Origin of the sequence: Curtobacterium aurantiacum, from assembly GCF_018598555.1 — a bacterium.
In the GTDB taxonomy this organism is placed as follows: Bacteria; Actinomycetota; Actinomycetes; order Actinomycetales; family Microbacteriaceae; genus Curtobacterium; species Curtobacterium aurantiacum.
In genome coordinates this window covers 1-24,524 of the sequence record NZ_JAHEWN010000008.1, presented here as the reverse complement: position 1 = coordinate 24,524, position 24,524 = coordinate 1, and the positions used below count along the sequence as shown (strand labels likewise).

The window sequence follows — 24,524 nt, the reverse complement described above, 5'->3', positions numbered from 1 at the left end:
GCTCCTCGTGCGTCGCTGGTGACGGATGGTGCGTGGCGCGGTCCACGCTGACAGGAGGCCCGTCCCGGCAGCATCCGTCAGCTGACGTATCCGGCGCCCAGTGTCCAGAGCCGCTCCGCGTTGCCGCGGTCGAGCGCGTACCGCGCCACCCCGCGGTCGTGCCCGGTGCCGTCGTCGAGGACCGGAGACTCCTGGTTGTCCTCGAAGTACCGCCCGGTCACGCCGGCGACCAGCGGGGAGGCGACGAGCAGCGCCGACGTCGCCGCACCCTGCGCCGGGGTCTTGAAGAACGGCTGCTCGATCCGGTTGCCGTCGTCGTCCAGCGCGCCCATCGCCCGGAGCGTCGTGTCGTCGAGGTGGCGTTGCAGCCGTGTGGTGATCCACCCCGGCATGAGCGCGTTCGCGGTGACGCCGTGGTCGGCCCACAGGTCGGCGACCCCGACCGCGAGGAGCACGTCGGCCGTCTTCGACTGCGCGTACGCCGCCCAGCGGTCGTAGGGACGCACGGCGAAGTGCGGGTCCTCGAAGTGGAACGGGGAGCGCAGGTGCGCGGTCGAGCTCACGGTCACCACCCTGGCGTCACCGGCCGCGAACAGGTGCTCCTGCAGGCCGAGCAGCAGGGCGAAGTGGCCGAGGTGGTTCGTCGCGAGTTGCATCTCCCAGCCCGATGCGGTGAGCTGCTTCTCGGGGAGCGCCATCACGCCGGCGTTCGCGACCACCCCGTCGACCGTGCCCTGCCACGCGTTGGTGAAGCGGCGCACGGAACCGAGGTCGCTGAGGTCGAGCGCTCGCGGCACGACCCGGCCACGGGCCTCCAGGTCGGCGAACGCCGCGTCGGCGCGGGCCGTGTCACGCACCCCGACGACGACCTCGGCTCCGGCGTCGGCGAGGGCGCGGGCGGTCTCCGCGCCGATGCCGGAGGCACCTCCGGTCACCAGGTACCGGCGACCGTGCAGGTCCACGTCGGCGAGGACGTCGGCCGCGGTGGCGGACGCGGTGAAGGGGGTGCGGACGGGGTCAGACATGGTTGCGCTCCGTCCGCACGTCGGCGAGCCGTTCGAGGATCCGGGCCAGCTGCTGCGGCATGTCGCCGGGCTTCCGTGCGGTGACGAACTGGCCGTCCTCGACCACGGGCTCGTCGATCCAGGTGCCGCCGGCCGCGCGGACCTCGTCGGCGACCTCGTGCCAGGACGTCAGGCTGCGTCCGTCGACCAGCCCGGCGGAGGCCAGGACCTGGGGTCCGTGGCACACGGCGCCGATGAGTCGGCCCGTGGCGGCGAAGTCGCGGACGAACGCCAGGGCCTCCGGGATGGTCCGGACCTCGGCCGGGGCCAGGCCGCCGGGGATGAAGAGCGCGTCGTAGTGCTCGGCGGTGGCGTCCGCGACGCGCTGCAGCCCGGTCCGCAGGGACAGGCCGACGTACCCGGTGACGGTCCCGCCGTCGGGCGTGAGGACGTCGACGTCGTAACCGGCCTCGACGAACCGGTAGTAGGGGTAGAAGAACTCGACGTCCTCGACGTGGTCCGCGGTGACGATCGCGATCCGGCCGACGGGCGGTCGGTCGGCGCGGATCGCGGCGCGGTTGTCCGTGACGCGGGGGTCGGTGGTGGTGGGCACGGTGGGCACTCCTTCGGTTCCGAGGTCGTTGCCTCAGCATCGTTTGACAAGCATCAAACCATTGGGATCATTCCTGATAGGTTTGATGCATGTCAAACGAAGAGCCGAAGGTCGGGCACGACCCCTTCCCGCTGCCCGCCGTCGACGACCTGGAACTCGTGCGGGTGCTCCGGGCGGCCGGTGACCCGGCGCGACTCGTGATCATCGAGCGGCTGTCGGACGGCGACTACCACCCGTGCAACCTCACCGACTACCGGCTCGACATCCACAAGACGACGCTCTCGCACCACTTCAAGGTGCTGCGCGAGTCGGGGCTCACCCGGACCCGTGTGACGGGACGCGAGCACGCCGTGCAGCTGCGCCGGGACGCGCTCGACGCGCGCTGGCCCGGGCTGCTCGACACCCTCGTCGCGGCAGCGGTCAGGGACGACCCCGGGGCGCAGGCGGCGCCCGGGGTGTCGTCCGCGGGCTAGCGGCGAGCTGCTGCCGCCAGTGCGGCGGTCATGCCGGCCCGGTCGTGCCGGACCCCGTACGCCGGCTGGTCACGTTCGTAGCGCCAGCCCTCGCTGAGCGGTCCCACGTCGACCACGTCGAACCCGAACCGGTCGAGCAGTTCCGTGACGACGGCCTTCGCGTCCACGTCGTCCCCGGCGACGGTGAGGGCTCGGCGCCCCGGAGTTCCGGCGGCGGCCCCGTCCGTGGTGACGTCGGTGGCACCGAGGTTGTTGAACGCCTTGACGACCCGGGCGTCCGGCAGCGACCGTTGGAGCAGCTCGGAGGTGGTCGGCACCGTCCCCTGCTCGAGTTCGTCCACCAGTCCGAAGAACTCCGGGTAGTAGTTGCCGGTGTCGACGACCACCTTGCCGGCGAACGCCTCGGCGGGCAGGTCCCGGTAGCCGTTGATCGGGATCGAGACGACCACGACGTCGCCGGCCCGGGCGGCATCGGCGACGGTGGCTGCTCCGGCACCGGGGGAGAGCTCGTCGATCAGGGCCTCGAGCGTCTCCGGCCCGCGGGAGTTCGCGAGGACGACGTCGATTCCGACGCCGATTGCGCGGCGGGCGATCTGCGCGCCGACGTTGCCGGCGCCGATGATGCCGAGGGTCTCGATGGGGGTGGTGGTCATGGTGCGGGCTCCTGACGTCGTGCGGGTGCTGTCCCGCCAGGATCCGTGGTCTCGCCGGTCCGGGGCATCCGTCGGACGACGTAACCGCACCGCGGCGGCGGCGGCGACGTCGTCCGACGGCGGCAGCCGTCGCTACCGGATCTCGAGGTCGTACAGGGAGTAGCCGTACGGGGTCGCCCGTTCGATGCCGTGCACGCGGACGTACCGCCACGAGCCGTCCAGGCTGTGTCGGTCGGTCCCACCGTCACCGTCGGCCTCGGTGGCGAGGGTCGTCCAGTCGTCGTCGCCCGCGTTCCGGGCCTCGATCCGGTAGGAGCGTCCGAAGGCGTCCTCCCACCGGAGCACCGCGCTGTGCAGGCGGTGCGGTGCGCCGAGGTCGACGGCGAGCCACTCGTCGTCCGTGTGCGCGCTCGCCCAGCGTGAGCCCGGGTCGCCGTCGACGGCGTTGCGTGCGGGGACGCCGTCGCCCTCGTCGGCCGACGACGAGACGGTCGCCCGCCGTGCGAGGTCCGGCGTCGGTTCGCCCTGCGTCGAGTAGACGCGGAGGTCCCAGAGGGAGACGCCGAACTCGGTGTGGCGACGGTCGGCCACGAGCCGGACGAACCGGCCGCTGACCTCGTCCTCGTCGAAGCGGTGGGCCACGTCGCCGCCGGACCCGTGCTCCTCGTCGGCGACGGTGCGCCAGGTGTCGTCGGCGTCGTCACGGACCTGGATCCGGTAGGCGTCGGCGGACGCGGCCTCCCAGTCGAGCTGCACCTGGTCGATCGGCACGACCTGGCCGAGGTCGACGGCCAACCACTCGCCGTCGCGCGCGGCGCTGGACCACCGGGTCCGGCCGTCCCCGTCGACCGCGTTGCCACCGGCCAGGTCGCGCCGTTCGTCGGAGGAGGTGGTGACGGGCTTGCCGGCCGCCACGTCGCGGGCGGGCGAGGGTGCGGTTCCGTCGTCGTCGGTCGCCTCGTCGAGGGTCGTGACGGTGGCCCTTCCGGATGCTCCCGGCACGGTGGCGGTGACCGTTGCGGTCACACCGCCCTCGGTCGCTGCGGTGACGACACCTTCGCCGTCGACGCTGCCGCCACCGTCGACGGTCCACTCCGGTCGGGCCGGGTCGAGCCGCCCGCCGAACCCGTCGTGGTCGAACCCGTACGCGGCCATCCGGACCTCGTCGCCGCGACGGACGGTCGCGGCCCGGGGCGCGACGAGGACGTCCTCGGCGTCGACGGTGGAGGCCGCCGGGGTGCCGGACACGTGGACCTCCCAGATGGAGTAGCCGTACCCGGTGAGCCGGTCGGTCAGGTGCAGGCGCACGAACCGGGCGGTCGCCCCGACGGTGACGGTGTCCGCGTCGGGGGTGGTCTTGTCGACCGTGCGGACGTCGCGCCACTCGTCGTCGGCGGTGTCGCGGACCTGCACGACGTACCGTGCGGCCGCCGCGTTCTCCCAGTCCACCTGCACGGTGTCGACGTCGGTCAGGCGGCCGAGGTCGATCGTGTAGTCGACGTCGTCGACACCGTGGGCGCTCTCCCACCGCGTGCTGCGGTCGCCGTCGACGGCCTTCCCCGCGGTGTTCCCGCCGTCCGTGGAGCTCGCGACGACGTCGGCACCGGCCGCGGCGTCGGGGATCGACGTCACCGAGGCGACGACCGCCGACCCCTCGACACCGCCACCGGTGGCGACGACGTACCCGGAGCCCGCGGCCGTGGTGGTCACGGTGCCGTCGGTGCCGGCGCTCCCGGCGCCGGTGTACGACCAGGTGACGTCGGCGGGCAGGGCCGCCGGGTCGCCGTACTGGTCGTGGCCGGCGGCACGGAACCGCTGCGGCGTCCCGACGACGAGCCGGTCGAAGCCGGGCGTGACGTCGATGCCGGTCAACACCGGTGCCGGGGCGACCCGGAAGGCGTACGACCCGTGCACGTCGCCGACCGTCGCGGTGACCGTCGCGTGCTCCGCCCGCGCCGAGGCACGGTGCACACCGGCGTCACTGACCGTGCCGGTGTCGGTCGACCAGGAGACGTCGTCGAGCGCGACGGTGGCGCCGTACTGGTCGTAGCCGGTCGCGGTGAAGGTCGTGGTGGCCCCGGGGACGATCGTCTTCGGGTCGCCCTCGGTGCTGACGACGACCTCGGTGAGCCGTGCGTCGAGCTGCGACGTGATCTGCGTCTGTGCCGGGACCGCGATCTGCCCGATCACCTCCGTGCCCTCGTAGACGTCGTAGGTGTGCTGCACGGTGTCGGGGTTGTCCAGCACGTAGCTGATCGTCCCGTCCGGGGCGCGGAACACCTGGCTGAGGGGATCGGAGGTGTGCCGGTCGGTGACCTCGGTGCCGACGGTCCGGTTCGACATCGCCTGGTGGTACACCAGGCCGGCCATCGACTGCCCGGTGACGGCCGGGTCGTCGGCTGCCCACAGTGCGGCGTGCACGTCGGCGTAGGTGTCCGGGTCGTACTGCCCGAGGAACCCGAGGACGACGTTGCCGAGGGCGTCACCCATGCCGCTGAACACCCGCGCGGCGTGCTCGGTGTCCGTGCCCGGGGTGTGGTCGGTGAGGTCGACGCCGTACAGCTGGTCGATGGTTGTGGTGTCGGCGCGGAAGTCCTCCACCAGGAACGGCATCAGCGGGGACGGCGTCGGCCAGTCCTGGGGCTTCCGGTCGGCGGTGGGACCGTCGAGCTCGGCGGGCACCAGCGAGTCGGGCAGGTTCTCCGGCGTCCAGTACCGGTCCGGGAACACCACCCGTCCGTCGTCGTCCACGCTCACCAGCAGGGTGTCGGTGGCCGGGACGTACAGCGGGTTCGCCGCGGTTCGTCGGGTGACGTACCCGGGGTGGTTCGCCTCGACCGCGCGGATCGCGTCCTGCAGCTCACCGATCGCGGCCGGGCGGTCGCGGGTGATCTTGACGTCGCCGTAGCTGCCGACGCCCCACCACTTCTTCGTGAGCATCTGGATGCGTGCCGCGTTGCCGTCGGTGACGCCGGCCTGCCCGATGGACTCCGGGCGGGCGGCCATCATCTCGCGCATCAGGGCCTTCGAGAAGCCCGGGTCCCAGCCGAAGTAGTCGAACCACGGGGCGATGGGCATCCACTGGATGCCGAAGATCCACGCGGGGTCGCCGGAGAAGTACGTGGAGTGGGCCTGGCCGGAGTCGAAGAGGATCCCCGCCTGCCCGTGCTCGTACTCCTCGGGGAACGCGCCGTTGCCGTCGTACGACGCCGACGCGGGGTTGCCACGCACGTTCTGCCAGTAGGCGCGCACGGCGGCCCGCTCGGTCACGTACTGCACCGCACCGGCTGCCTGCATCGCGTCGTCGCCGAGGACCGAGCCGAGCAGGAAGAGCCCCGCCTCGGACTGGATCGCCTCGGACGACGACTCCTGGTTGTTGCCACCGGGCGAGGACACCCCGCCGGCGTTGGATCGGCCCTCCCACACGCCGAACGTCCGCATGTGCGGGAACCGGGCGTCGTCGCGGTCCCAGTTCGCGTACTGCTTCGCGACGAGCGTCGCCATGCCCTGGTACTTCGCAGCCCAGTCGTGGTCGACCCGGCCGAGCATGGCGGTCGCGACGGCGAAGTACCCGTAGTGGAAGTGGTTGTCGTTGAACTGCGCCGACCCGTACGAGTCGGCGAACCCGATGAGGGCCTTCCACGTCGGGTACATCGCGAAGAAGTGCTCCGCCTCGCCGTCCGTGTACGTGTACCAGTCGGTCAGGGCGCGCTCGAGGGTGTCCTGCAGCTTCCGGGCGTCCTCGGTGGCGCCGACCTGCCGTGCGATGGTCATGTACTCGGCCAGCTGCAGGACGTCCTTGCCGCCCCAGTACGTGTCGCCGCCGTACGTGGTCTTCGCGGCGTAGTCGTGCAGGTACTCGCGCATGATCTTCTCGGAGTACGGGTCGTCACCGACCGCCTCGGGCGTCGCACCGACCGGGGTGATGCCGGTGAACGCGTAGTCGAGGGTCCAGCCGCCGTGGCCGACCGTGGTCCGCATGGTGCCGCGCGGGGTCTCGTAGGTGGCACCGGTGAACCGCAGGTTCGTGGTGGCGTCGGCGTACTGGTGCTGCAGCCATCCCTGCACGGTGTCGTGGTCGTCGCCCTGCAGGGTGTCGGTGCGGATCGACCACTGCTGGCGGACGTTCGCCGCGGCCGGGTCGTACGAGTACGCCATCGTGGTGTCGCGGGGGACGGCGAACGCGGTGCGGTGCAGGTCGTCGAGCGTCAGACCCCGCTCGGGGACGGCGCTGAGCACCAGGTACGGCGTGCCGGCCGAGGCCTCGAGGGCGTTCCCGACCCGGGTGAAGGTCGTCCGGTCCGGAGCGTGCACCCCGAAGACGTGGCCGTCCTGGCGGATCTCGAACCGGTCCGTCGTCACCGGCAGGTCGAGCGGCTCGCCGTCGGCGTCGGTGACCTCGGCGCCGTCCTGCAGGGTGATGCGCGGGGTCATCCCGTGGAACTCGAACCACTCGTACGGCGAGCCCTGCATGCTCGTGACGTCCATGTACTGCCCGCCGGGGCCGTCCTGCGGCATCCGCCAGCTGACGTTCCAGTCACCCCAGCGGAGCGCGTCGGCCTGCTTCGCGGTGAACGTCGTCGAGAAGCGCTCGGCGAGCCCGTCCGGGGCGTCGGTGAGCAGGAGCTGGTCGACCATGACGTGCGCCCATCCGGCACGGAGGTCGTCGACGATCCGCAGCTGCGCGGACTGTCCCCGGTGGGCGGAGACGTCCCAGCTGTCCCAGCGCAGCTGCTCGCCGTCCGTCCCGGTGCTGCTCGCGACGACGTCGCCGTCGATCAGGAGCTGCACGGCTTCGTGGTCGGGGTGCCGGCCACCGCCGACGAGGAACGCCAGGGTGGACCGGTCGATCGTGAAGGTCGGCGAGGTGAGCGTGCCGGTCGCGCCGTCGCCGTCCTCGTCGCTGAAGGAGTTCAGGAAGCGTCCGCCGAGCCACCCGGACACCGCGCTCTGCCCCGTAGCCGTGCCGGTGGCGGTCGAGGTGAACGCGTCGCCGGTCGCGGTCCAGCCGTCGGGCAGGCCGTCCTCGAAGTCGGCGAGGGTGCGGTCGCTCGCGTCCGGCGTCGGCTCCACGGTCCCGCCCACCGTCACCGGGGCCTCGAGCCGCATCGCGGTGCCGTCGCTGTTCCACCGCGTCGGGATCGTGACCTTCGTGCCGGCGGCGCTGTTCGAGGACACGAACGGGTACGCCCACATGTCCCCGGAGTACTTGCTGACCAACAGGTCCGTCCACCACTGGTTCGTCGGCACGGGCTTGCCGGCCTGCGACGGGTCGATGTACAGCTTCTGGCCCAGCGTCTTCCGCACGTCGGCGATGTCGGTGATCTCGTCGGGCGGGGTCGGCGCGTAGGAGCCGGAACCCACCCGCACGCCGTCGGCGGCGGGACCGACGCTGGACGGGCCTCCCGGCTGTTCCTCGGGCGCGACCGCCGCGGCGGACGGATCGGCCGGTGACCGCGGGGTGTCGGGCGTTGCGGCGTTCGCCGGGGTGACGACGAGCGCCAGCAGCGTGGCGGCGGCCAACGCGGTGGCGGTGGCGCTGACGGTCGCTGCGCGGAACGACCGGGTGCGGACGGCGGGACGCGGTGAGGTCACCGGGGACTCCTGTCGGAGGGGGTCGGCCGGACACGGCGGTACACGGCCGTGGTCGGCTGGGTCTGGTGGTGCGGGGCCTGCACACGGACTGATCGGCAGCGCCGGGCAAGCCGTCAGCAGTCCGCGTCCTGCGGATGCCGACGCGGACCGGGGAGCGGCGAGCCGCGCCGTGCCGCGCGCTGGCGCCGCGACGGGCGCGGCCCTACCGTGAGCCCATGACCACGATCGGACTGCGCCGGATGGTGCCGCGCGACCCCGACCAGCGGCACCGCGCCGCCAGCCCCCTGGAACTGCTGTTCGACCTGGTGTTCGTCGTCGCGGTGGGCTTCGCCGCCACGAACCTGCACGAGATCGAGATCGAGGGACACGTCACCTCCGCCGTGCTGTCGTACGGGCTGGTGTTCTTCTCGATCTGGTGGGCCTGGATGAACTTCACCTGGTTCGCCACGTCGTTCGACACCGACGACTGGCTCTACCGGGTGATGACGTTCGTGCAGATGGCGGGGGTGCTCGTCCTCGCCGCCGGGGTGCACGCGGCGATGGTCGACAACGACTTCACGATCGGCATCACCGGGTACGTCGTGATGCGGTTGGCCCTGGTCGGACAGTGGATCCGCGCCGCCGCCTCCTCCACCCGCTACCGGCCCACCGCCACCCGGCACGCCGTCGGCATCACGGTCGTCCAGGTGCTCTGGGTGGTCTCACTCGCCCTGCCCGACGACGTCTGGCCGTACGCGGCGCCGTTCCTCGTGCTCGCCGAGCTGCTCGTGCCGGTCTGGGCGCAGACCTCGACGGGGACCGCTCCGTGGCACACCCGGCACCTGGCCGAGCGGTTCTCGCTGTTCACCCTCATCGTCCTCGGCGAGGGGCTGGTGGCCTCGGCCGGGGCGGTGATCGACGCCCTCTCGGACACCGAGCACCTGGGGGCCCTGCTGGCGCTCGCGGGCTGCGGGCTCGTGATCACCGTCGGGATGTGGTGGATCTACTTCTCCCGCGAGCAGCACGCCCACATCCGTTCGCTGCCCACCGCGCTGGTGTTCGGGTACGGCCACTACTTCGTCTTCGCCGCGGCCGGCGCCCTTCCCGCGGGCATCGAGGTCGCCGTCAGCGCCGACGCCGGCCACGTCGAGCTCTCGTCCGCCTCGGTCGCCGCGACCGTCGCGATCCCGGTCGCGGTGTTCGTGCTGTCGATCTGGGCGCTGGCGATCCGGCCGTCGCTGTCGGCCCGGGCGAACACCGCGGTCGTCGTCCTGACGCTCGTGGTCCTCGCGTCCATCGCGGTGCCGGCGGTGTCGCTGCCGGTCACGGCGCTCGCCGTGGCGGCGGTCGTCGTGACCCTCGAGGTCGCGTCCGCACGGAACGACACCTGACGGGGTGACGGACGGGAGGCACGGTGCCAGCTGGCACCGTGCCTCCCGTCCGTCAGATGGTCGCGTCGACGGCCCGTGCGCGCTTCCGTCTCTGGTGCGAGGGCACGTTCGTCGCACCGAACACGGAACCTCGCACCACACGGCGCGCGCCGCGTCAGCGCTCCGGCTGCTCCGTCGCCGACGTGTCGCTGGAGGCCGGACGTGCGTCGAGGCTCGGGTCGACGGCCGGGTCGGCCGAGACCGACTCGGGCCGGACCGGGAAGTCGTCGAGCGCACCCGCGCCCGCCGTCGGCGCTGCGGGCCCGCGGCTGCCCCGGACGCGGCTCTTGACCGCGGCCCACGGACGTCCGAGCCCGGACCGTGCCGGACGCTCGGTCGGCGCCTCGACCTCGAGACCGTAGTACGCGCCGACGTGCTCGAGCAGGACCTCGCGCTCGGCCTTGTCGTAGGCACGGCGCTCGCGGGTGAAGGCGATGATCGTCGACCAGCAGGTCAGGATCAGGACGACGCTGAACGGCAGGGCGGTCGTGATCGCGGCCGTCTTCAGCGCGTTCAACCCGCCGCTGAGCAGCAGCGCGACGGCGAGCAGCGCCGCGACACCGGCGAAGAAGACCCGCAGCCAGTTCTTCGGCTCGATGTCACCACCCGACGCGATCATCGCCATCACGAGCGAGCCGGAGTCCGACGAGGTCACGAAGAACACGCCGATGAGCAGGATCGCGCCGTAGGTCAGGACCATGCCCGCAGGCAGGTCGCCGAGGACCGCGAACAGCGACCCCTCGATGTCGACCGTGCCGTCCGAGCCGATCAGGCCGCCCGAGCCGTCGGTCTGGCGGTGGATCGCGGTGCCACCGAGGACGGCGAACCACAGGAACGTGAGCGCGGTCGGCACCAGGAGGACGCCGAACACGAACTGTCGGACCGTGCGGCCCTTGGAGATGCGGGCGATGAAGACACCGACGAACGGCGCCCACGACATCCACCAGCCCCAGTAGAAGGTGGTCCAGGCACCCTGCCAGGCCACGCCCTCGGCACCCTGCTGGGCGGTGACGTTGAACGACAGGCCGACGATGTTCTGCAGGTAGGAACCGATCGACTGCACGAAGTCGCGGAGCAGGAACTGCGTCGGCCCGACGATGAGCACGAACAGCAGCAGCGCGGCGGCGAGGATCAGGTTGAAGTTCGACAGGATCTTCATGCCCTTGGTGACGCCGGTGACGAGCGAGACGATCGTGACGGCGGTGATCACGGCGATGATCGCGATCTGGCTGACGAGGCTGCTGTCGGCGATGCCGGCGCTCTCGAGTCCCGCGCCGATCTGGATGACGCCGAGGCCGAGCGAGGTCGCGACGCCGAACAGCGTGCCGACCAGTGCGATCACGTCGATCAGGTTGCCCCAGCCGCCGCGCACGCGGTTGCCGAGCAGCGGTTCGAGGGCCCAGCGGATCGACACCGGGCGACCCCGGCGGTGGATCGCGTAGGCCAGGGCGAGGCCGAGGACGACGTAGATCGCCCACGCGTGCAGGCCCCAGTGCAGGAACGTCTGGGTCAGTGCCTGCTGCGCGAGCTCGTTCTCGCCGCCGGTGACGCCGGGGCGCGGGGAGGCGAAGTGGCTGAGCGGCTCGGAGACCCCGTAGAAGACGAGGCCGATGCCCATGCCGGCGGCGAAGAGCAGCGAGAACCACGAACCGGTCGAGAACTCGGGCTCGTCCTGGTCCTTGCCGAGCTTGATGTCACCGAAGCGACTGAACCCGACGAACAGCGAGAAGCCGACGAAGAACGCTGCGATCAGCACGTAGTACCAGCTGAAGTTCTTGACGATGCCGTCCTGCAGTCCGAGGAACAGCGCCTCGGCGGTGGACGGGGAGATCAGGGTGAACGCCACGAACCCCAGCACGATGACGGCGGCGGGCCAGAACACCCACCGCCGCAACTGCGGTGTGGTCGTGACGGGTCCGGGCAGGGGAGGAGTGGTGCTTGCCATCCGTCCATGGTGCCTGCTCGCGGTTCTGTGCGTTCACGCAGGCGTGTCGCGGGCGCCGCCGTGGTGCGCCCCCGGTGCGCCCCGTGCGAGGTTCCGCACTCGGTGCGGCGCTCCGGCCCTCGCACGGAGTGCGGAACCTCGCACCAGGTGGCGGCGCGCGGCGGTGGACGCGCTGCGCGGCGGACGGGAGGCGCGGGGCGGGCTGGCACCGTGCCTCCCGTCCGTGGGCGCACCGACCACTGTCACATGCGATTACAACGTTGACGTACGCTTTACAGCGCTGTAAACAGGAGCCTGCGCGACGATGCGCAACGAGGGAGAGACCCGATGGTGGGAAGCAGGACCGCAACACTCCAGGCCGCGCTGAGCCGGCGGGGGTTCCTCGCGGGCGCGGCCGGTGGCATCGCACTCGGCACCATGGCGCTCGCCGGGTGCGCGACCCCCGGACGCGCAGCCGGTGGTGGTACGACGCTCCGCTTCTACGAGCAGAAGCAGGAGGTCATCGCGTACTTCGACAAGCTGCTGCGACGGTTCGAGGGGGAGCACGCGGGGTTCTCCGTCGTGCACGACAGTACGGGGGCGATCGCCCCGCAGTTCGTGCGCGGCGAACCGGCGGACGTCGGGTGCTTCAACGACAACCTCGAACTCGCGCGGTACATCTCGCGCGGCGTGCTCAGCGACCTCAGTGACCTGCCGTCGGCGGCACGCGTCCGCCCGGACATCGACACCCTCACGAACCAGTACGCCAAGTTCGAGGACCGTACGAGCGTGCTGCCGTACTCGCTCGCGGCGGCCGGGGTCATCTACAACAAGCGGATCTTCGCCGAGCACGACCTGCCGGTCCCGACGACGTGGGACGAGTTCGTCGAGGTGTGCCGAACCCTGCAGAAGGCCGGCATCACCCCGATCTACGCCACCGACCGCGACACGTGGACGCTCTGGCAGGGCCTGTTCGACTACTCGGTCGGCAGCCTCGTCGACACCGGGTCGTTCTTCCGCAAGATGAAGGCGCTCGGGCCCGACGTCGGCCCCGACTCCGAGGTGTCGTTCGAGCAGGACTTCGCGGTGCCGATGGAGCGCGCGAAGACCATCTCGTCGTTCTTCAACCCCGACCACGCCACCCGGGCCTACGCCGACGGCAACCTGGCGTTCGGCAAGGGCGAGGCCGCGATGTACCTGCAGGGCCCGTGGGCGCTCGGGCAGATCGCGCTCATCGACGAGGACCTGCCCGTCGGCACGTTCGCGCTGCCGGTGTCGAACGACCCGGCCGACCGCAAGGCGCGCGTCAACATCGACCTCGGGCTCTGGATCCCGACGGCGTCGCAGCACCCGGACGAGGCGAAGGAGCTCGTCGAGTTCCTCATGCAGCCCGACGTCATCGACGCCTACAACCGCGACAACCTGGCGTACTCGCCCCGCATCGACGCCCCGCCGCAGCAGGACGAGCGTCTCGCCGGACTGCAGCAGTACGTCGACGACGCGGCGTTCTACCAGGGCGCCGGCACCTTCATCCCCACGTCGATCCCGCTCGGCAACTACCTGCAGTCGGCGATCCGGAGCGGGGACTTCACCTCGATGCTGCAGCGACTCGACTCGGACTGGCGGCGGCTCGCCGGCCGTTCCGCGACGGTCTGAGCCGGACCAGGACACAGGAGTCACCATGACCATGCAGACCCCGCTCTCCCACGACACCGACCCGGCGACCTCCGGACCGGCGACCGCGGCGTCCCGCACGCACCGTCGTGTGGGTTCCCTCCACCGCACGGAGGGCATGTACTACCTGTTCCTCGTGCCCGCCCTCGTGCTGTTCACGGCGTTCGTCGTCGCCCCGGCCGGCGTCGGCGTCTTCTACAGCTTCACCGACTACCTGGGCTTCGGGCAGTGGAACTTCCTCGGCATCGAGAACTACAAGGCGCTCGTGTCCGACCCCGCGATCCTGGCGTCGTACGGGTTCACGCTCGGCTTCGCGGTCGTCACCGTCATCGTGACGCAGGTCGTCGCGCTGTCCCTGGCGATCGCCCTGGCGAAGAAGATCCGGTTCGCCGCCGGGCTGCGCTCGATCTTCGTCATCCCGATGGTGATCTCGGGGATCATCGTCGCCTACGTGTTCAACTTCCTGTTCTCGAACACCGTGCCGGCCCTGGCCACGAGCGTCGGCTTCGGCCCGCTCGAGCAGAGCATCCTCGGTGACCCGAACCTCGCCTGGCTCGCGATCGTGATCGTGTCCGCCTGGCAGACCGTGCCCGGCGCGCTCCTCATCTACACGGCGGGCCTCACGTCCATCCCCGAGGAGCTGTACGAGGCCAGCTCGCTCGACGGGGCGACGGGCTGGAAGCAGCTGCGCGCGATCACGCTCCCGCTGCTCGGCGGCTTCATCGTCATCAACACCGTGCTCGGTGTGAAGGGCTACCTCGGCGCGTACGACGTCATCGTCGGCCTGACCAACGGCGGCCCCGGCAGCGCGACGAGCAGCGTCGCGATGACCATCTTCGGCGGCTTCACCGGCGGCGACTACGCCTACCAGATGGCGAACGCGACCGTGTTCTTCATCATCACCGTCCTCATCTCCGTGCTGCAGCTCGCGGCGACCCGCGGAAGGAACCTGCGACTCGCATGACCGCCATCGACACACGACCCCCGACCGACACCCGCGCGGTGACCACCGGCGGCTCCGGCTCCGGCCGCGGCCACCGCCGACGCCTCGGCGGCACGAACTGGACGCTCACCGTGGTCCTCGGCCTCGCGTCGCTGACCGTGCTCGTCCCGCTCTACGTCACCCTCTCGATGGCGTTCAAGACGACCGAGCAGTCCGTCGACGGCAACGCGCTCTCGCTGCCGTTCCCGTTCAACCCGGGCTCGTTCGCCGAGGCCTGGCAGCTGACCCGGTTCCCGGTGTCCTTCTCGGTGTCCCTGGGCGTCGCGGCGCTCACCGTCGTCGCGACGCTGCTGCTCAGCTCGTTCGCCTCGTACGCGATCGTCCGGAACTGGCACAAGCGGTTCTTCCGGTACTCGTTCGTCTACCTGCTCGCGGCGATGTTCCTGCCGTTCCCGGTGGTGGCGCTGCCGCAGATCAAGCTGACCGCCGAGATCGGGCTCGACAACCCGATCGGCGTCGGGATCCTGCACGCCATGTTCCAACTGTCGTTCAGCGTGCTGCTCTACTCGGCGTACCTGCGCTCGATCCCGGTGGAGCTCGAGGAGAGCGCCCGGATCGACGGGGCGTCCACGTGGCAGATCTTCTGGCGGATCATCCTGCCGCTCCTCGGTCCGATGAACGCGACGGTCGGGATCTTCGCGTTCCTGGCGTCGTGGAACGACTTCATGATGCCGTCGCTCATCACGGCGGACCCGGGGTTGCAGACCCTGCCCGTGGTGCAGAACATCTTCCAGAGTCAGTTCGGCACCAACTACAACGTCGCCTTCGCCTCGTACCTGATGGCGATGGCGCCCACGATCATCGTCTACCTGTTCGCGCAGCGCTGGGTCATCAGCGGCGTGACGCAGGGTGCGGTCAAGAGCTGAGAGGCACCACGTGAGCACCACCAGCACCGACACGACCAGCAGCACCGGCACCGGCACCGTCCTGCCCACCATCCGCCCGTTCCCCGGCTCGGACCCGGTCGCCGACCCCGCGGCCGTCGTCAGCGGCGGCCACTGGCGCATCACCGTCCTCGACGCGGGGGCGTTCCGCGTCGAGTGGAGCGACGACGGCGGGTTCGAGGACCGCGCCTCGACCTTCGCGATGCGCCGCCGGCTGCCCGTCCCGGCGTTCACCGTGGAGCACACCGGAACCGGCGTCGTCGTCACCACCGACCGCGCCCGCCTGCGCTACGACGGCCGCCCGTTCAGCCCCAGCGGCCTGGTCGTCGAGACCACCGGCCCGGACGCCAACCGCTGGCGCTGGGGGCAGGAGCCGCGCGACCTCGGCGGCACCGGTCGCACCCTCGACGACGTCGACGGCCGGATGCCGCTCGAACCGGGGATCCTGGCGCGTGACGGCATCACCGCGCTCGACGACAGCGAGTCGTTCCTGTTCGCCGACGACGGCTGGATCGGCACGCGGGTCCCCGGGCGCCGCGACGTCACGGTCTTCGCGTACGGCCGCGATTACGAGGCTGCGCTCCGCACGTACCACGCCGTGTCCGGGCCGCCCTCGCGGATGCCGCGGTGGGCGCTCGGCAACTGGTGGAGCCGGTACCACCCGTACAGCGACACCTCGTACCTCGAGCTGCTCGACCGCTTCGCCGACGAGCAGCTGCCGTTCTCGGTCGCCGTCATCGACATGGACTGGCACCGGGTCGACTCGGTGCCGCCACGGTTCGGCAACGGCTGGACGGGGTACTCGTGGGAGCCGTCGCTGTTCCCGGACCCCGAGGCCTTCCTCGCCGAGCTGCACCGCCGGGGGATGCGCACGACCCTGAACCTGCACCCGGCCGACGGCGTGCGGGCGTTCGAGGACGCCTACCCCGCGCTGGCGCGGGCGATGGGCGTCGACCCGGACACCGAGCAGCCGATCCCGTTCGACCCGACGGACCGTCGGTTCCTGCAGGCCTACTTCGAGCAGCTGCACCGCCCGCTCGAGGAGCAGGGCGTCGACTTCTGGTGGATCGACTGGCAGCAGGGCCGCGAGACCGGGCTGCCCGGCGTCGACCCACTATGGCTGCTCAACCACTTCCACCTGCTCGACTCCGCACGACACGCGCCGTCGGGCGGAGACGCAACCGCGGACGCAGAAACCGCCACCACCGCCGAGGCAACCGCAGTCCCGGCCCCCGTCGACGGCATGACCTTCTCGCGCTACGCGGGCCCGGGCAGCCACCGGTACGCCGTCGGGTTCTCCGGTGACGCCGTCGTGTCCTGGGCGTCCCTGGCGTTCCAGCCCGAGTTCACCGCCACCGCCGCGAACATCGGCTACCCCTGGTGGAGCCACGACATCGGCGGACACACCCGCGGCGTCCGCGACGACGAACTCGCCACCCGGTGGGTGCAGTTCGGGGTGTTCTCGCCGATCATGCGACTGCACTCGGCGAACAACCCGTTCATCCGCAAGGAGCCGTGGGTGTTCCCGGCCGAGGCGCGCGCCGCGATGGGGGAGGCGCTCCGCTTCCGCCACCGCCTGGTGCCGTACCTGCACACGATGAACCACCGCACCGCCGAGGGCACCGCCCTGGTCCGCCCGCTCTACCACCTGGAACCCCGCCGCGACGAGGCGTACCGGGTGCCGAACACCTACGCCTTCGGGTCCGAGCTGCTCGTCGCCCCGATCGTCGTCCCGCGCGACCCGGTCAGCCTGCACGGAGTGGCCCGGGCCTGGCTGCCGCCGGGCACCTGGACCGACGTCTTCACCGGCACGGTGTACGCCGGCGACCGGTTCGTCGACCTGCACCGCACGCTCGACACGGTGCCGGTCCTGCTGCGCGCCGGGGGTGTGCTGCCGCTCGCCGCGGAGGACCAGCTCGACGCCACCGCGAACCCGACCGCGTTCGAGGTCCTCGTCGCCCCCGGCGCCGCCGGGTCCTTCACCCTGGTCGAGGACCGCGAGGGCGACGGTGACCACGCTGCGGAGACCCGGCTGACCTGGGACCCCGAGCGCGCCGAGTTCCGGGTGCACGCCACGACCGGTGCCCTCGACGTCGTCCCCGCCCACCGCGAGTGGCGGATCACGTTCCTCGCGGCTCCGGCCGACGGGCAGGAGACGTCGGCGCGGTCCGCCGACCGGTTCTCCGTGGACCTGTCGGTGGATTCGGCGTCGGGCGGCTCGGTCACGCTGGTCGGCGCACCCGTCGTCGGGGTCGATGCGCGCGACGCCGTGCGGCGGGCCCTCGAGGGCGCGCAGGCCGGCAACCCGGAGAAGCTCGAGGCGTGGGAGGTCGTGGCGAAGGACCTGCCGCGCGCCGACCGCATCGTCGAGCTCGGCACCGTGGGCCTGCCCGACGCCCTCCGGGACGTCGTCGTCGAGCTGCTCGGCAGCGTGCACCCGGGGGAGTCGGTGCCCGCAGGCCGCTGACGGAGAACGACGGGGACGAGGCCGGGAGGCCCGTGGCGGCGCCGCCACGGGCCTCCCGTCCGTCGTCAGGCGCCCTGGTGCGCCGCCCGGTCGGACGTGCCGTCCGCGTACGGCGCGCTCTCGCCGACCAGCAGCCGGTGGCCGACCGTGACGAGGCGGCCGGGTACGTCGGATCCGTCCATCCGCTCGACCAGCAGGTCGAGCGCGGTGTCGGCGAGTGCGACCGTGTCGGGCGCGACGGAGGTCAGGCTCGGCACCAGGCTCGACCCGAGCCCGATCGCGTCCCACCCGACGATCGCGACGTCGCCGGGCGCGTCGAGGCCGCGCAGGCGCATCGCGCGGAGCGCGCCGAGCGCGGCCAGGTCGTCACGGCACAGCAGGCCGTCGACGCGGAGCCCGGCGTCGAGCGCCGCGCCGAAGGCGAGCTCGGCGCCCGCGGCGTCGCCGACCTCGCGGGGGACCAGGAGTGCGTCGTCGAACGGGAGGCCGGCGTCGAGGAGGCCCGCGCGGTAGCCGTCCAGACGCAGTCCGGACGTGCGCGACGACGGTCCGGTCTCGTGCCCGAAGAACCCGATGCGCCGACGGCCGAGCGCCACGAGGTGTGCGACCGCCTCGGCGGCGGCCCCGGCGTTGTCGATGACGATCTGGTCGGCGTGCGGGGGCCGGACGTCCTCGCCGAGGAACACCACGGCCGTGTCCCCGCGGATGCGGTCGATCGCCTCCGGCGTGAGCACCTGCGGGTGGATCACCACGCCGTCGACCACGCCGGCCTCGCGCCCCCGCACCGCCGAGCGCTCACCGTCCGGGTCGCCGCCGGTCTCCTCGAGCAGGAGCTGGTAGCCGCGTTCGGCGCAGACCCGCGAGAAGACGTGTGCGAGCTCGGCGAAGTACGGGCGACGGAGATCCGGGAACGCGAAGGCGAGCATGTTCGAGCGACCGGTCGCGAGTGAGCGGCCCGAGACGTTCGGCCGGTAGCCGAGCTCGTCGATCGCGGCCTGCACCCGGCTGCGCATCGGGTCGCTGACGTGCCGGTAGCCGCGGACGACGTTGGACACGGTCTTCATCGACACGCCGGCGTGTGCGGCGACGTCCTGCAGCGTGACCTTGCCCATCCGCTCACCGTAGCGGGCGGAGGGTCGACGGCCCCGTCGGACCGGCCGCGCTCGTCAGGGGACGAGTCGGCGCTGCACGATCGCGCGGGCGACCTCGGAGAGCGGCTCGTGGTGCTCGAGCGCGTACCCCCGGATCACCGCGAAGGCGTCCTCGATCGAGACACCCCGCAGGTACGACACGACCCCCTTGGCCTGCTCGATGACCTCGCGCGAGCCGATCGTGCGCTGCAGCTGCGCCCGGACGGCCTCGTGCTCCCGCAGGGAGCGCTCGTGCAGGGTGCCGATCGTCGCGACGTCGGCCAGGGCCCGTGCGACCCGCAGGTCGGCCTCGGGGAGGGCACCGGTGTCGGTCCCGAACAGGTTGAGCGTGCCGATGACGTTGCTCCCCAGTCGGAGCGGGACGGCGTGCACCGAACGGAACCCCAGCGCCAGTGCGCCGGTCCGGAACATCGCCCACTCCGCAGGGGCGGCGTCGATGTCCGGGCACGTCACGGTCCGGCCGGTCGCGAAGGAGGTCATGCAGGGCCCGGCCTCGGCGTCGAGCTGCAGGACCTCGACGAGCCGGGTGGCCTCCGACGTGGACGCCACCACCTCGAGTTCCTGCTCGTCGTTCGCCAGCAGGATGCCGGCGGCGTCGATCCCGAGCACGTCGGCACAGGTCTCGACGAGCGTCTGCAACAGTTCGACGACGTCGTAGGCGTCCACCAGGGTGTCTGCCAGCGTCGTGAACGTCTCGACGATCCGGGCTTCCCTGCCTGCTGTCGTCACTGGACCTCCTCGATCAGGTCGCCGCGTTTCTCGAACCGGACCGTGCCGTCCAGGATCTCCTCCGCCACGCGACGCATCGTCGTCCGGCGGGCGAACGCGTGTCCCTGCAGCAGCAGGTACGCGTCCTCGGGGCTGATGTCGAGCTGTGCGAGGACGACCCCGGTGGCCTGGTGCACCACGCGACGCGACGACGGACTCCGGTCCAGCAGGGCGTCGTCCTCGTCGGCGATGGAACGGAGGGCTCGGCGGAGGACCCGGCGACTGACGGCCGAGGCGAGCGTCATGGCCTGCCGGACGGTGTCGTCCTCGATCGTCGCCGGCTGCGGGACGTACACGTCGACCGCACCGAGCGGGAAGGGCCCGAACGCGACCGGGAACGCGAACACTGCGCCGACGGGTTCGCGCCGGACGGCTTCGTTGAAGGCCGGCCACTCCGGGTTGGGACGCTGCACGAGGTCGGTCGCGAGGACCGGGGCGTCGGTCGCGAGGGCTGTCCAGCACGGGCCCTCGGACAGGTCGAACTGGATCTCGTCGACGCGGGTGGCGACCTCGTCCGTCGCGGACACCGTCTCGCTGGGGCAGAGGGCACCGAACGTCGAGATGGCGACACCACCCATGGGCAGTGCGAGCGCGAACGGCCCACTGAGTTGATCGTCGGCGATGTCCGCCGAGCGGAGCGCGCGGAGTGCACGCTCGAATGCGTCATCCATGGGCACCTTCCCTGCCGTCTCTCGATCCTACGCGCAGGGCGGTGTCGGACGATCCGGACGGCGCAGTCGTGTTCGGCGGTGGGCCGGCGCGCCAGGCCGGGAGCTCGGCGGGCGGGTACGACCCCTGCTCGTCCTGCACGCGGAGCATCGCGTCCAGGGCCACCAGCGTCACACCGGAGGTCTCGCGCACCACCGTCCGCACCGCGTTGCCGAGCAGGAACGCCATCAGGTCCTCGCTGCCGCCGTCGGGCCGGTAGTCGCGCCACGGTCCGCTGCCGGCTCGCTGCAGGGCACCGGCGAGCACCGCCTTCGGGTCGTCGACGTCGACCTCGCAGTCCAGCACCAGGCGGAACCGCCGCTGGTTCCGGTCCGACAGGCTCGGCGCCCCGTCCTCGTCGTCCTCCGGCACGAAGGACCGCAGCGCGGACGACGGTGCGATGCCGTAGGCCGCCCGGAACGCAGCGGCCATCCGCCCCGCGTTGCTGAACTGCCACCGCTCGGCGATCTCGGCGATCGTCCGGCGGTCCGGCGCTCCCGATGCCGCCTGGAGGTCGCGGCGCACGCCCTCGAGCCGGACGGCCCGCAGGTACACGCCGGGCGTCTGACCGAGCTCGGCCTGGAACCGCTTCTGTAGGCTCCTGGGCGACAGCTGGACAGCAACGGCGATGTCCGTGACCGTGATGTGGGTGGCCGCGTGCTCCTGCACGAAGCGAACGGCGTCCCGCACCGCACGTGAGAGCCGGGGTGGCCCGTCCGGCACCGCGGTGCTCCCGTCGCTCATGGGCCGACCGTACGACACCGCTGCACCGCGCGCTCCCAGCACCGCCGTGCAGACCGCGGATGATCCGCCTTACGCGGTCTGCTGTCAACCCCTGACGTGACGGGAACTGTCCTGCCGATACTGAAAGTGTCTCGTGCACCGCCGGTTGAAGCGGTGCGCCACATCGGACCAACAGGGAGGCGCGATGGGACACGCACAGGGAATTTCGACCATGATGAGCGACTCGGTCGTGTGGAAACAGGTCGTCCACACCGACCGGATCCGCGCGCTCGCCGCGACGGACCCGACCGACATCCGGGTGCAGCCGGTCGACTCAGGGTGCTGGCGCGTCGTCGACGCCGCAGCGGCCTGGGGCGACCCCGACATGCTCCTCGGGTTCATCGAGCGCACCGGCGACGGTTTCGACTGCACGCTCATGGCGGCACTGCACGAGCACGACCGGCGCGCGACGCTGCAGGACGCCCGCGCCTGGTTCGAGCACCGCTGCGGGCAACACCTCGATGAGGCACCGTGCTGACCGCGGTCCACGGCACCGACGCGGCCCGGACCGTCACCGCCAGGATCGACGGTCAGCGCCGTCGGACCGAACGTTCGGGGAGCGACCGTGCCTTCGCGGCACGCGTCCTCGCCCAGGCCGGACACGGGCGGGACGTCGCCTTCGACGTCGAGGAGGACCCGTTCCGCCTGCCGTTCCGGTTCCGGTACCGGACCCGGCGGGACGGTTGCGTCAGCCTCGTGACGGCGTCGGCGACCTCCGGGTTCTCGGGGGTGTTCGAGCCGATCGACCGGATCGTCGTCGGGTGGTCGAGCACCGGGGGCGTGCGTGTCGCGGTCGACGACGAGACCGTGCTCGAGACCCGACCCGGCACGCCGGTCCTCATGCCGACGACGGGGGCGTTCTCGGTGCGCGCCCCGAAGGGCACACTCCAGCTGGTCAGCATCGACCGGTCGCTCCTCGACCACGTGCGCGGGTCATCGGGGGGAACGGCGCCGGAGCTGCCGACCCACGGGGCCGAGCCGGCAGGCGGCGCGCTCGAGCACCTGCGTCGGTGCGTCGAGCAGGTCGCGGTGACCGCCACCCGCGACGGCTTCACGTCCGGTGCCCGCACAGGTGCGCAGGTGGCACTGGTCGAGGCCGTCCTCGGAGCGTTCGGCACGCGGGTGACCGCAGTCGTCCGGCGTTCCGTCACCCCGTCGACGGTCGAGCTCGCCGAGGCCTACCTCGACGGGCACTGCGATCGGGTGCTCTGCCTCGCCGACATCTGCGACGCGGTCGGGGTCAGTCCCCGCACGTTGCAGACGGCCTTCATGCGGGAGCACGGTGTCTCACCGATGACGTTCCTGCTGCGGATGCGGCTCGACCGCGTGCACGCCGCGCTCGAGTCCGGCACCCGTCACGAGACCAGTGTGGGGGAGGTGGCGATGGCCTGGGGGTTCCGGCACCTGGGGCGGTTCTCGGGCACCTACTTCCGTCGTTTCGGGGAGTACCCGGGTCAGACGTTGCGCGCATCGTCCGGCCGCTTCGCAGACGGTACGGAGCGTCACGCGGGCTGATCGGAGGCGCCCACAACGTGTTCCGGACACCACGGTGAACACGCAAGTTCGGCCCCTAGGGTCGCCACAAGCGCACTCGCGTGAACTCCCTCGAACCGGTTGAAGGACCGATCCGTACCGGAAGGCGGTCCACATGACCACCACTCCGCTCGCTCCGGGTTACACCCGCACTCGTCCCGCTACGGGAGCCCGCAAGGGTACCTCGACCTACTCCGCGCTCCTGGCGCAGGTGAAGGAGAACGGCTTGCTGCGCCGTCGTACCGGTTTCTACTGGGCACTGTTCGGCGCACTCGTCGGCAGCCTCGCCCTCGCCTGGGTCGCGTTCGCGTTCCTGGGTGACTCGTGGTTCCAGCTGATCGTGGCGGGTGCGCTGGGCGTGCTGTTCACGCAGTTCGCGTTCCTGTCGCACGAAGCCGCGCACCGTCAGGTGTTCGAGTCCCAGAAGTGGAACGACCGTGCGGGCCGCTGGCTCGGCACGTTCCTGGTGGGGCTCAGCTACTCGTGGTGGATGAACAAGCACACCCGCCACCACGGCAACCCGAACACGGTCGGCAAGGACCCCGACATCGCCCCGGACGGCATCCGGTTCCTGCCGGAGGACGCCGCCGCCGTGAAGGGCGGCGCGATGAAGACCTTCATGCGCTTCCAGGGGTGGTTGTTCTTCCCCCTCCTCACGCTCGAGGGCATCAACCTCCACCGCTACGCCGTGGTGTCGATCGTCACCGGCAACGGCACGAAGGCCGACGTCAAGAACCGCATCATCGAGGGCGCCCTGCTGGTGGCGCGGTTCGCGATCTACCTGACGGTGGTGTTCTGGTTCCTGCCGTTCGGGATGGCGTGTGCGTTCCTCGGGGTGCAGCTGGCCGTGTTCGGCGTGATGATGGGTGCCTCGTTCGCCCCGAACCACAAGGGCATGCCGACCATCGCCCACGATGCGAAGGTCGACTTCTTCTCCCGCCAGGTGCGCACCTCGCGCAACATCCGTGGCGGCTGGTGGGTGTCGTTCCTGATGGGTGGGCTGAACTACCAGGTCGAGCACCACCTGTTCCCGTCGATGCCGCGTCCGGCGCTGAAGCAGGCCCGCCTGCTCGTGCGTGACCACTGCGACACCCTCGACGTGCCGTACACCGAGACCACGCTGCTGCGTTCCTACGGCATCGTCGTCCGGTACCTCAACCGCGTCGGCCTCGCCGCCCGCGACCCCTTCGCGTGCCCCATGGTCACGCAGCTGCGCATCCACTGACGCCGTGCTGAGCGCCATGCCCACGGGCACCGTCAAATGGTTCGACCACAGCAAGGGGTTCGGGTTCATCCACCCGGACGACGGGTCCCAGGACCTGTTCGCGCACTTCTCCAGCATCGTTGCGGCGACCGGCTCCCGGCCGCTCGCCCAGGACGACCACGTGCAGTACGAAGTCGGCCCCGGCAAGAAGGGCCCGCAGGCGGACAACATCTCGTTGATCCGCTGATCGGCACCATCACGAGCAACGCCCCGACCGCTCCGGTCGGGGCGTTGCTCGTTGCGCATGTGGCCACGGCGCGCCGAGTCTCGCCCCGCCGGACAGTTCACGCGCACGTGAGCGCGTGAGGTGTCGCCCAGCACGTGACGACGGCGGCGGCCGCCGGCCCGGCGTCCCCACAGGACGGACGGGAGGCCCGGTGCCAGCTGGCACCGGGCCTCCCGTCCGTCTGCGCGCACGTTCCTTCCCATCGCGGGCGCGTTGGTTTGCAAGAACGGGCGTACCTGGTCGGAAGAACCCACCAGGTACGCCCGGTTCCGGTCGGTACGCCCGGTTCCGCCAGGGACGCTCGGTATGCCCGGTTCCGCCAGGTACGCCCGGCTCCGCTCGGTATGCCCGGTACCACCAGGCACGCCCGGTTCCGCCAGGTATGCCCGGTT

The 24,524-nt window shown here is 71.4% G+C and carries 19 protein-coding genes; 10 read left to right on the top strand and 9 right to left on the bottom strand.

From position 1 onward, the window contains the following. Nucleotides 1–77: 77 nt before the first annotated feature. Complete coding sequence (locus KK087_RS08775; protein ID WP_214564865.1) at nt 78–1,025, bottom strand: SDR family NAD(P)-dependent oxidoreductase; 948 nt, start codon at nt 1,023–1,025, stop codon at nt 78–80. Then, nucleotides 1,018–1,617 (bottom strand): type 1 glutamine amidotransferase domain-containing protein, encoded by a 600-nt coding sequence (locus KK087_RS08770; RefSeq protein WP_214564864.1) that lies wholly within the window; start codon nt 1,615–1,617, stop codon nt 1,018–1,020. Before KK087_RS08770 ends, KK087_RS08775 begins: the two co-directional genes overlap by 8 nt. 89 nt (nt 1,618–1,706) lie before the next feature. Between KK087_RS08770 and KK087_RS08765 the strand changes: the two genes are divergently transcribed. Continuing rightward, nucleotides 1,707–2,090 carry an ArsR/SmtB family transcription factor gene (locus KK087_RS08765; RefSeq protein WP_214564863.1) on the top strand — a complete coding sequence of 128 codons (384 nt, stop codon included), beginning with the start codon at nt 1,707–1,709 and terminating at the stop codon, nt 2,088–2,090. On the opposite strand, the gene KK087_RS08760 is transcribed toward KK087_RS08765, so the two are convergent. Then, the gene (locus KK087_RS08760) at nt 2,087–2,833 is read right to left on the bottom strand and encodes an NADPH-dependent F420 reductase (RefSeq protein ID WP_214564862.1); all 747 of its coding nucleotides are present in this window, start codon (nt 2,831–2,833) and stop codon (nt 2,087–2,089) included. The genes KK087_RS08765 and KK087_RS08760 overlap by 4 nt on opposite strands. Before the next feature lie 42 nt (nt 2,834–2,875). Further along, nucleotides 2,876–8,338: a discoidin domain-containing protein gene (locus KK087_RS08755; protein WP_214564861.1), complete on the bottom strand. Its 5,463-nt coding sequence runs from the start codon at nt 8,336–8,338 to the stop codon at nt 2,876–2,878. A gap of 215 nt (nt 8,339–8,553) precedes the next feature. On the opposite strand from KK087_RS08755, the gene KK087_RS08750 reads away from it, so the two are divergent. Next, nucleotides 8,554–9,708, top strand: a complete 1,155-nt coding sequence (locus tag KK087_RS08750) for a low temperature requirement protein A (protein WP_214564860.1) — start codon at nt 8,554–8,556, stop codon at nt 9,706–9,708. 154 nt (nt 9,709–9,862) lie between these two features. On the opposite strand, the gene KK087_RS08745 is transcribed toward KK087_RS08750, so the two are convergent. Continuing rightward, nucleotides 9,863–11,692, bottom strand: coding sequence for a BCCT family transporter (locus KK087_RS08745; RefSeq protein WP_250893115.1), 1,830 nt, complete (start codon nt 11,690–11,692; stop codon nt 9,863–9,865). Between the two features lie 327 nt (nt 11,693–12,019). Here KK087_RS08745 and KK087_RS08740 point away from each other — a divergent pair, with 327 nt between their 5' ends. Genes KK087_RS08740 through KK087_RS08725 form a run of 4 tightly spaced genes read left to right on the top strand, consistent with a single transcriptional unit; the run spans nt 12,020 to nt 17,699 of the window. Continuing rightward, nucleotides 12,020–13,327 (top strand): ABC transporter substrate-binding protein, encoded by a 1,308-nt coding sequence (locus KK087_RS08740; protein ID WP_250900956.1) that lies wholly within the window; start codon nt 12,020–12,022, stop codon nt 13,325–13,327. Nucleotides 13,328–13,352: 25 nt separating this feature from the next. Beyond that, the gene (locus KK087_RS08735) at nt 13,353–14,309 is read left to right on the top strand and encodes a carbohydrate ABC transporter permease (protein WP_214564859.1); all 957 of its coding nucleotides are present in this window, start codon (nt 13,353–13,355) and stop codon (nt 14,307–14,309) included. Next, complete coding sequence (locus tag KK087_RS08730) at nt 14,306–15,214, top strand: carbohydrate ABC transporter permease (protein WP_214564858.1); 909 nt, start codon at nt 14,306–14,308, stop codon at nt 15,212–15,214. Before KK087_RS08735 ends, KK087_RS08730 begins: the two co-directional genes overlap by 4 nt. 10 nt (nt 15,215–15,224) lie before the next feature. Continuing rightward, nucleotides 15,225–17,699, top strand: a complete 2,475-nt coding sequence (locus KK087_RS08725; protein ID WP_214564857.1) for a glycoside hydrolase family 31 protein — start codon at nt 15,225–15,227, stop codon at nt 17,697–17,699. A gap of 65 nt (nt 17,700–17,764) precedes the next feature. On the opposite strand, the gene KK087_RS08720 is transcribed toward KK087_RS08725, so the two are convergent. Genes KK087_RS08720 through KK087_RS08705 form a run of 4 tightly spaced genes read right to left on the bottom strand, consistent with a single transcriptional unit; the run spans nt 17,765 to nt 21,070 of the window. Then, a complete protein-coding gene (locus tag KK087_RS08720) occupies nt 17,765–18,811 on the bottom strand; it encodes a LacI family DNA-binding transcriptional regulator (protein WP_214564856.1) in 1,047 nt (348 codons plus the stop codon). A 54-nt stretch (nt 18,812–18,865) separates the two neighbouring features. After that, nucleotides 18,866–19,579 carry a GAF and ANTAR domain-containing protein gene (locus tag KK087_RS08715; RefSeq protein ID WP_214564855.1) on the bottom strand — a complete coding sequence of 238 codons (714 nt, stop codon included), beginning with the start codon at nt 19,577–19,579 and terminating at the stop codon, nt 18,866–18,868. Then, nucleotides 19,576–20,289 (bottom strand): GAF and ANTAR domain-containing protein, encoded by a 714-nt coding sequence (locus KK087_RS08710; RefSeq protein ID WP_214530049.1) that lies wholly within the window; start codon nt 20,287–20,289, stop codon nt 19,576–19,578. Before KK087_RS08710 ends, KK087_RS08715 begins: the two co-directional genes overlap by 4 nt. After that, nucleotides 20,282–21,070 carry a helix-turn-helix transcriptional regulator gene (locus tag KK087_RS08705; protein WP_214564854.1) on the bottom strand — a complete coding sequence of 263 codons (789 nt, stop codon included), beginning with the start codon at nt 21,068–21,070 and terminating at the stop codon, nt 20,282–20,284. The genes KK087_RS08710 and KK087_RS08705 overlap by 8 nt, the downstream gene beginning before the upstream one ends. 184 nt (nt 21,071–21,254) lie before the next feature. Between KK087_RS08705 and KK087_RS08700 the strand changes: the two genes are divergently transcribed. The 4 genes from KK087_RS08700 to KK087_RS08685 all read left to right on the top strand — a co-directional run bounded on the left by KK087_RS08700 (nt 21,255) and on the right by KK087_RS08685 (nt 24,093). After that, complete coding sequence (locus tag KK087_RS08700) at nt 21,255–21,587, top strand: hypothetical protein (RefSeq protein WP_214564853.1); 333 nt, start codon at nt 21,255–21,257, stop codon at nt 21,585–21,587. Further along, nucleotides 21,581–22,624 carry a helix-turn-helix domain-containing protein gene (locus KK087_RS08695; protein WP_214564852.1) on the top strand — a complete coding sequence of 348 codons (1,044 nt, stop codon included), beginning with the start codon at nt 21,581–21,583 and terminating at the stop codon, nt 22,622–22,624. Before KK087_RS08700 ends, KK087_RS08695 begins: the two co-directional genes overlap by 7 nt. A gap of 133 nt (nt 22,625–22,757) precedes the next feature. After that, nucleotides 22,758–23,867: a fatty acid desaturase family protein gene (locus KK087_RS08690; RefSeq protein ID WP_214530045.1), complete on the top strand. Its 1,110-nt coding sequence runs from the start codon at nt 22,758–22,760 to the stop codon at nt 23,865–23,867. Between the two features lie 16 nt (nt 23,868–23,883). Continuing rightward, nucleotides 23,884–24,093 carry a cold-shock protein gene (locus tag KK087_RS08685; RefSeq protein WP_214530120.1) on the top strand — a complete coding sequence of 70 codons (210 nt, stop codon included), beginning with the start codon at nt 23,884–23,886 and terminating at the stop codon, nt 24,091–24,093. The last annotated feature ends 431 nt before the right edge of the window (nt 24,094–24,524 follow it).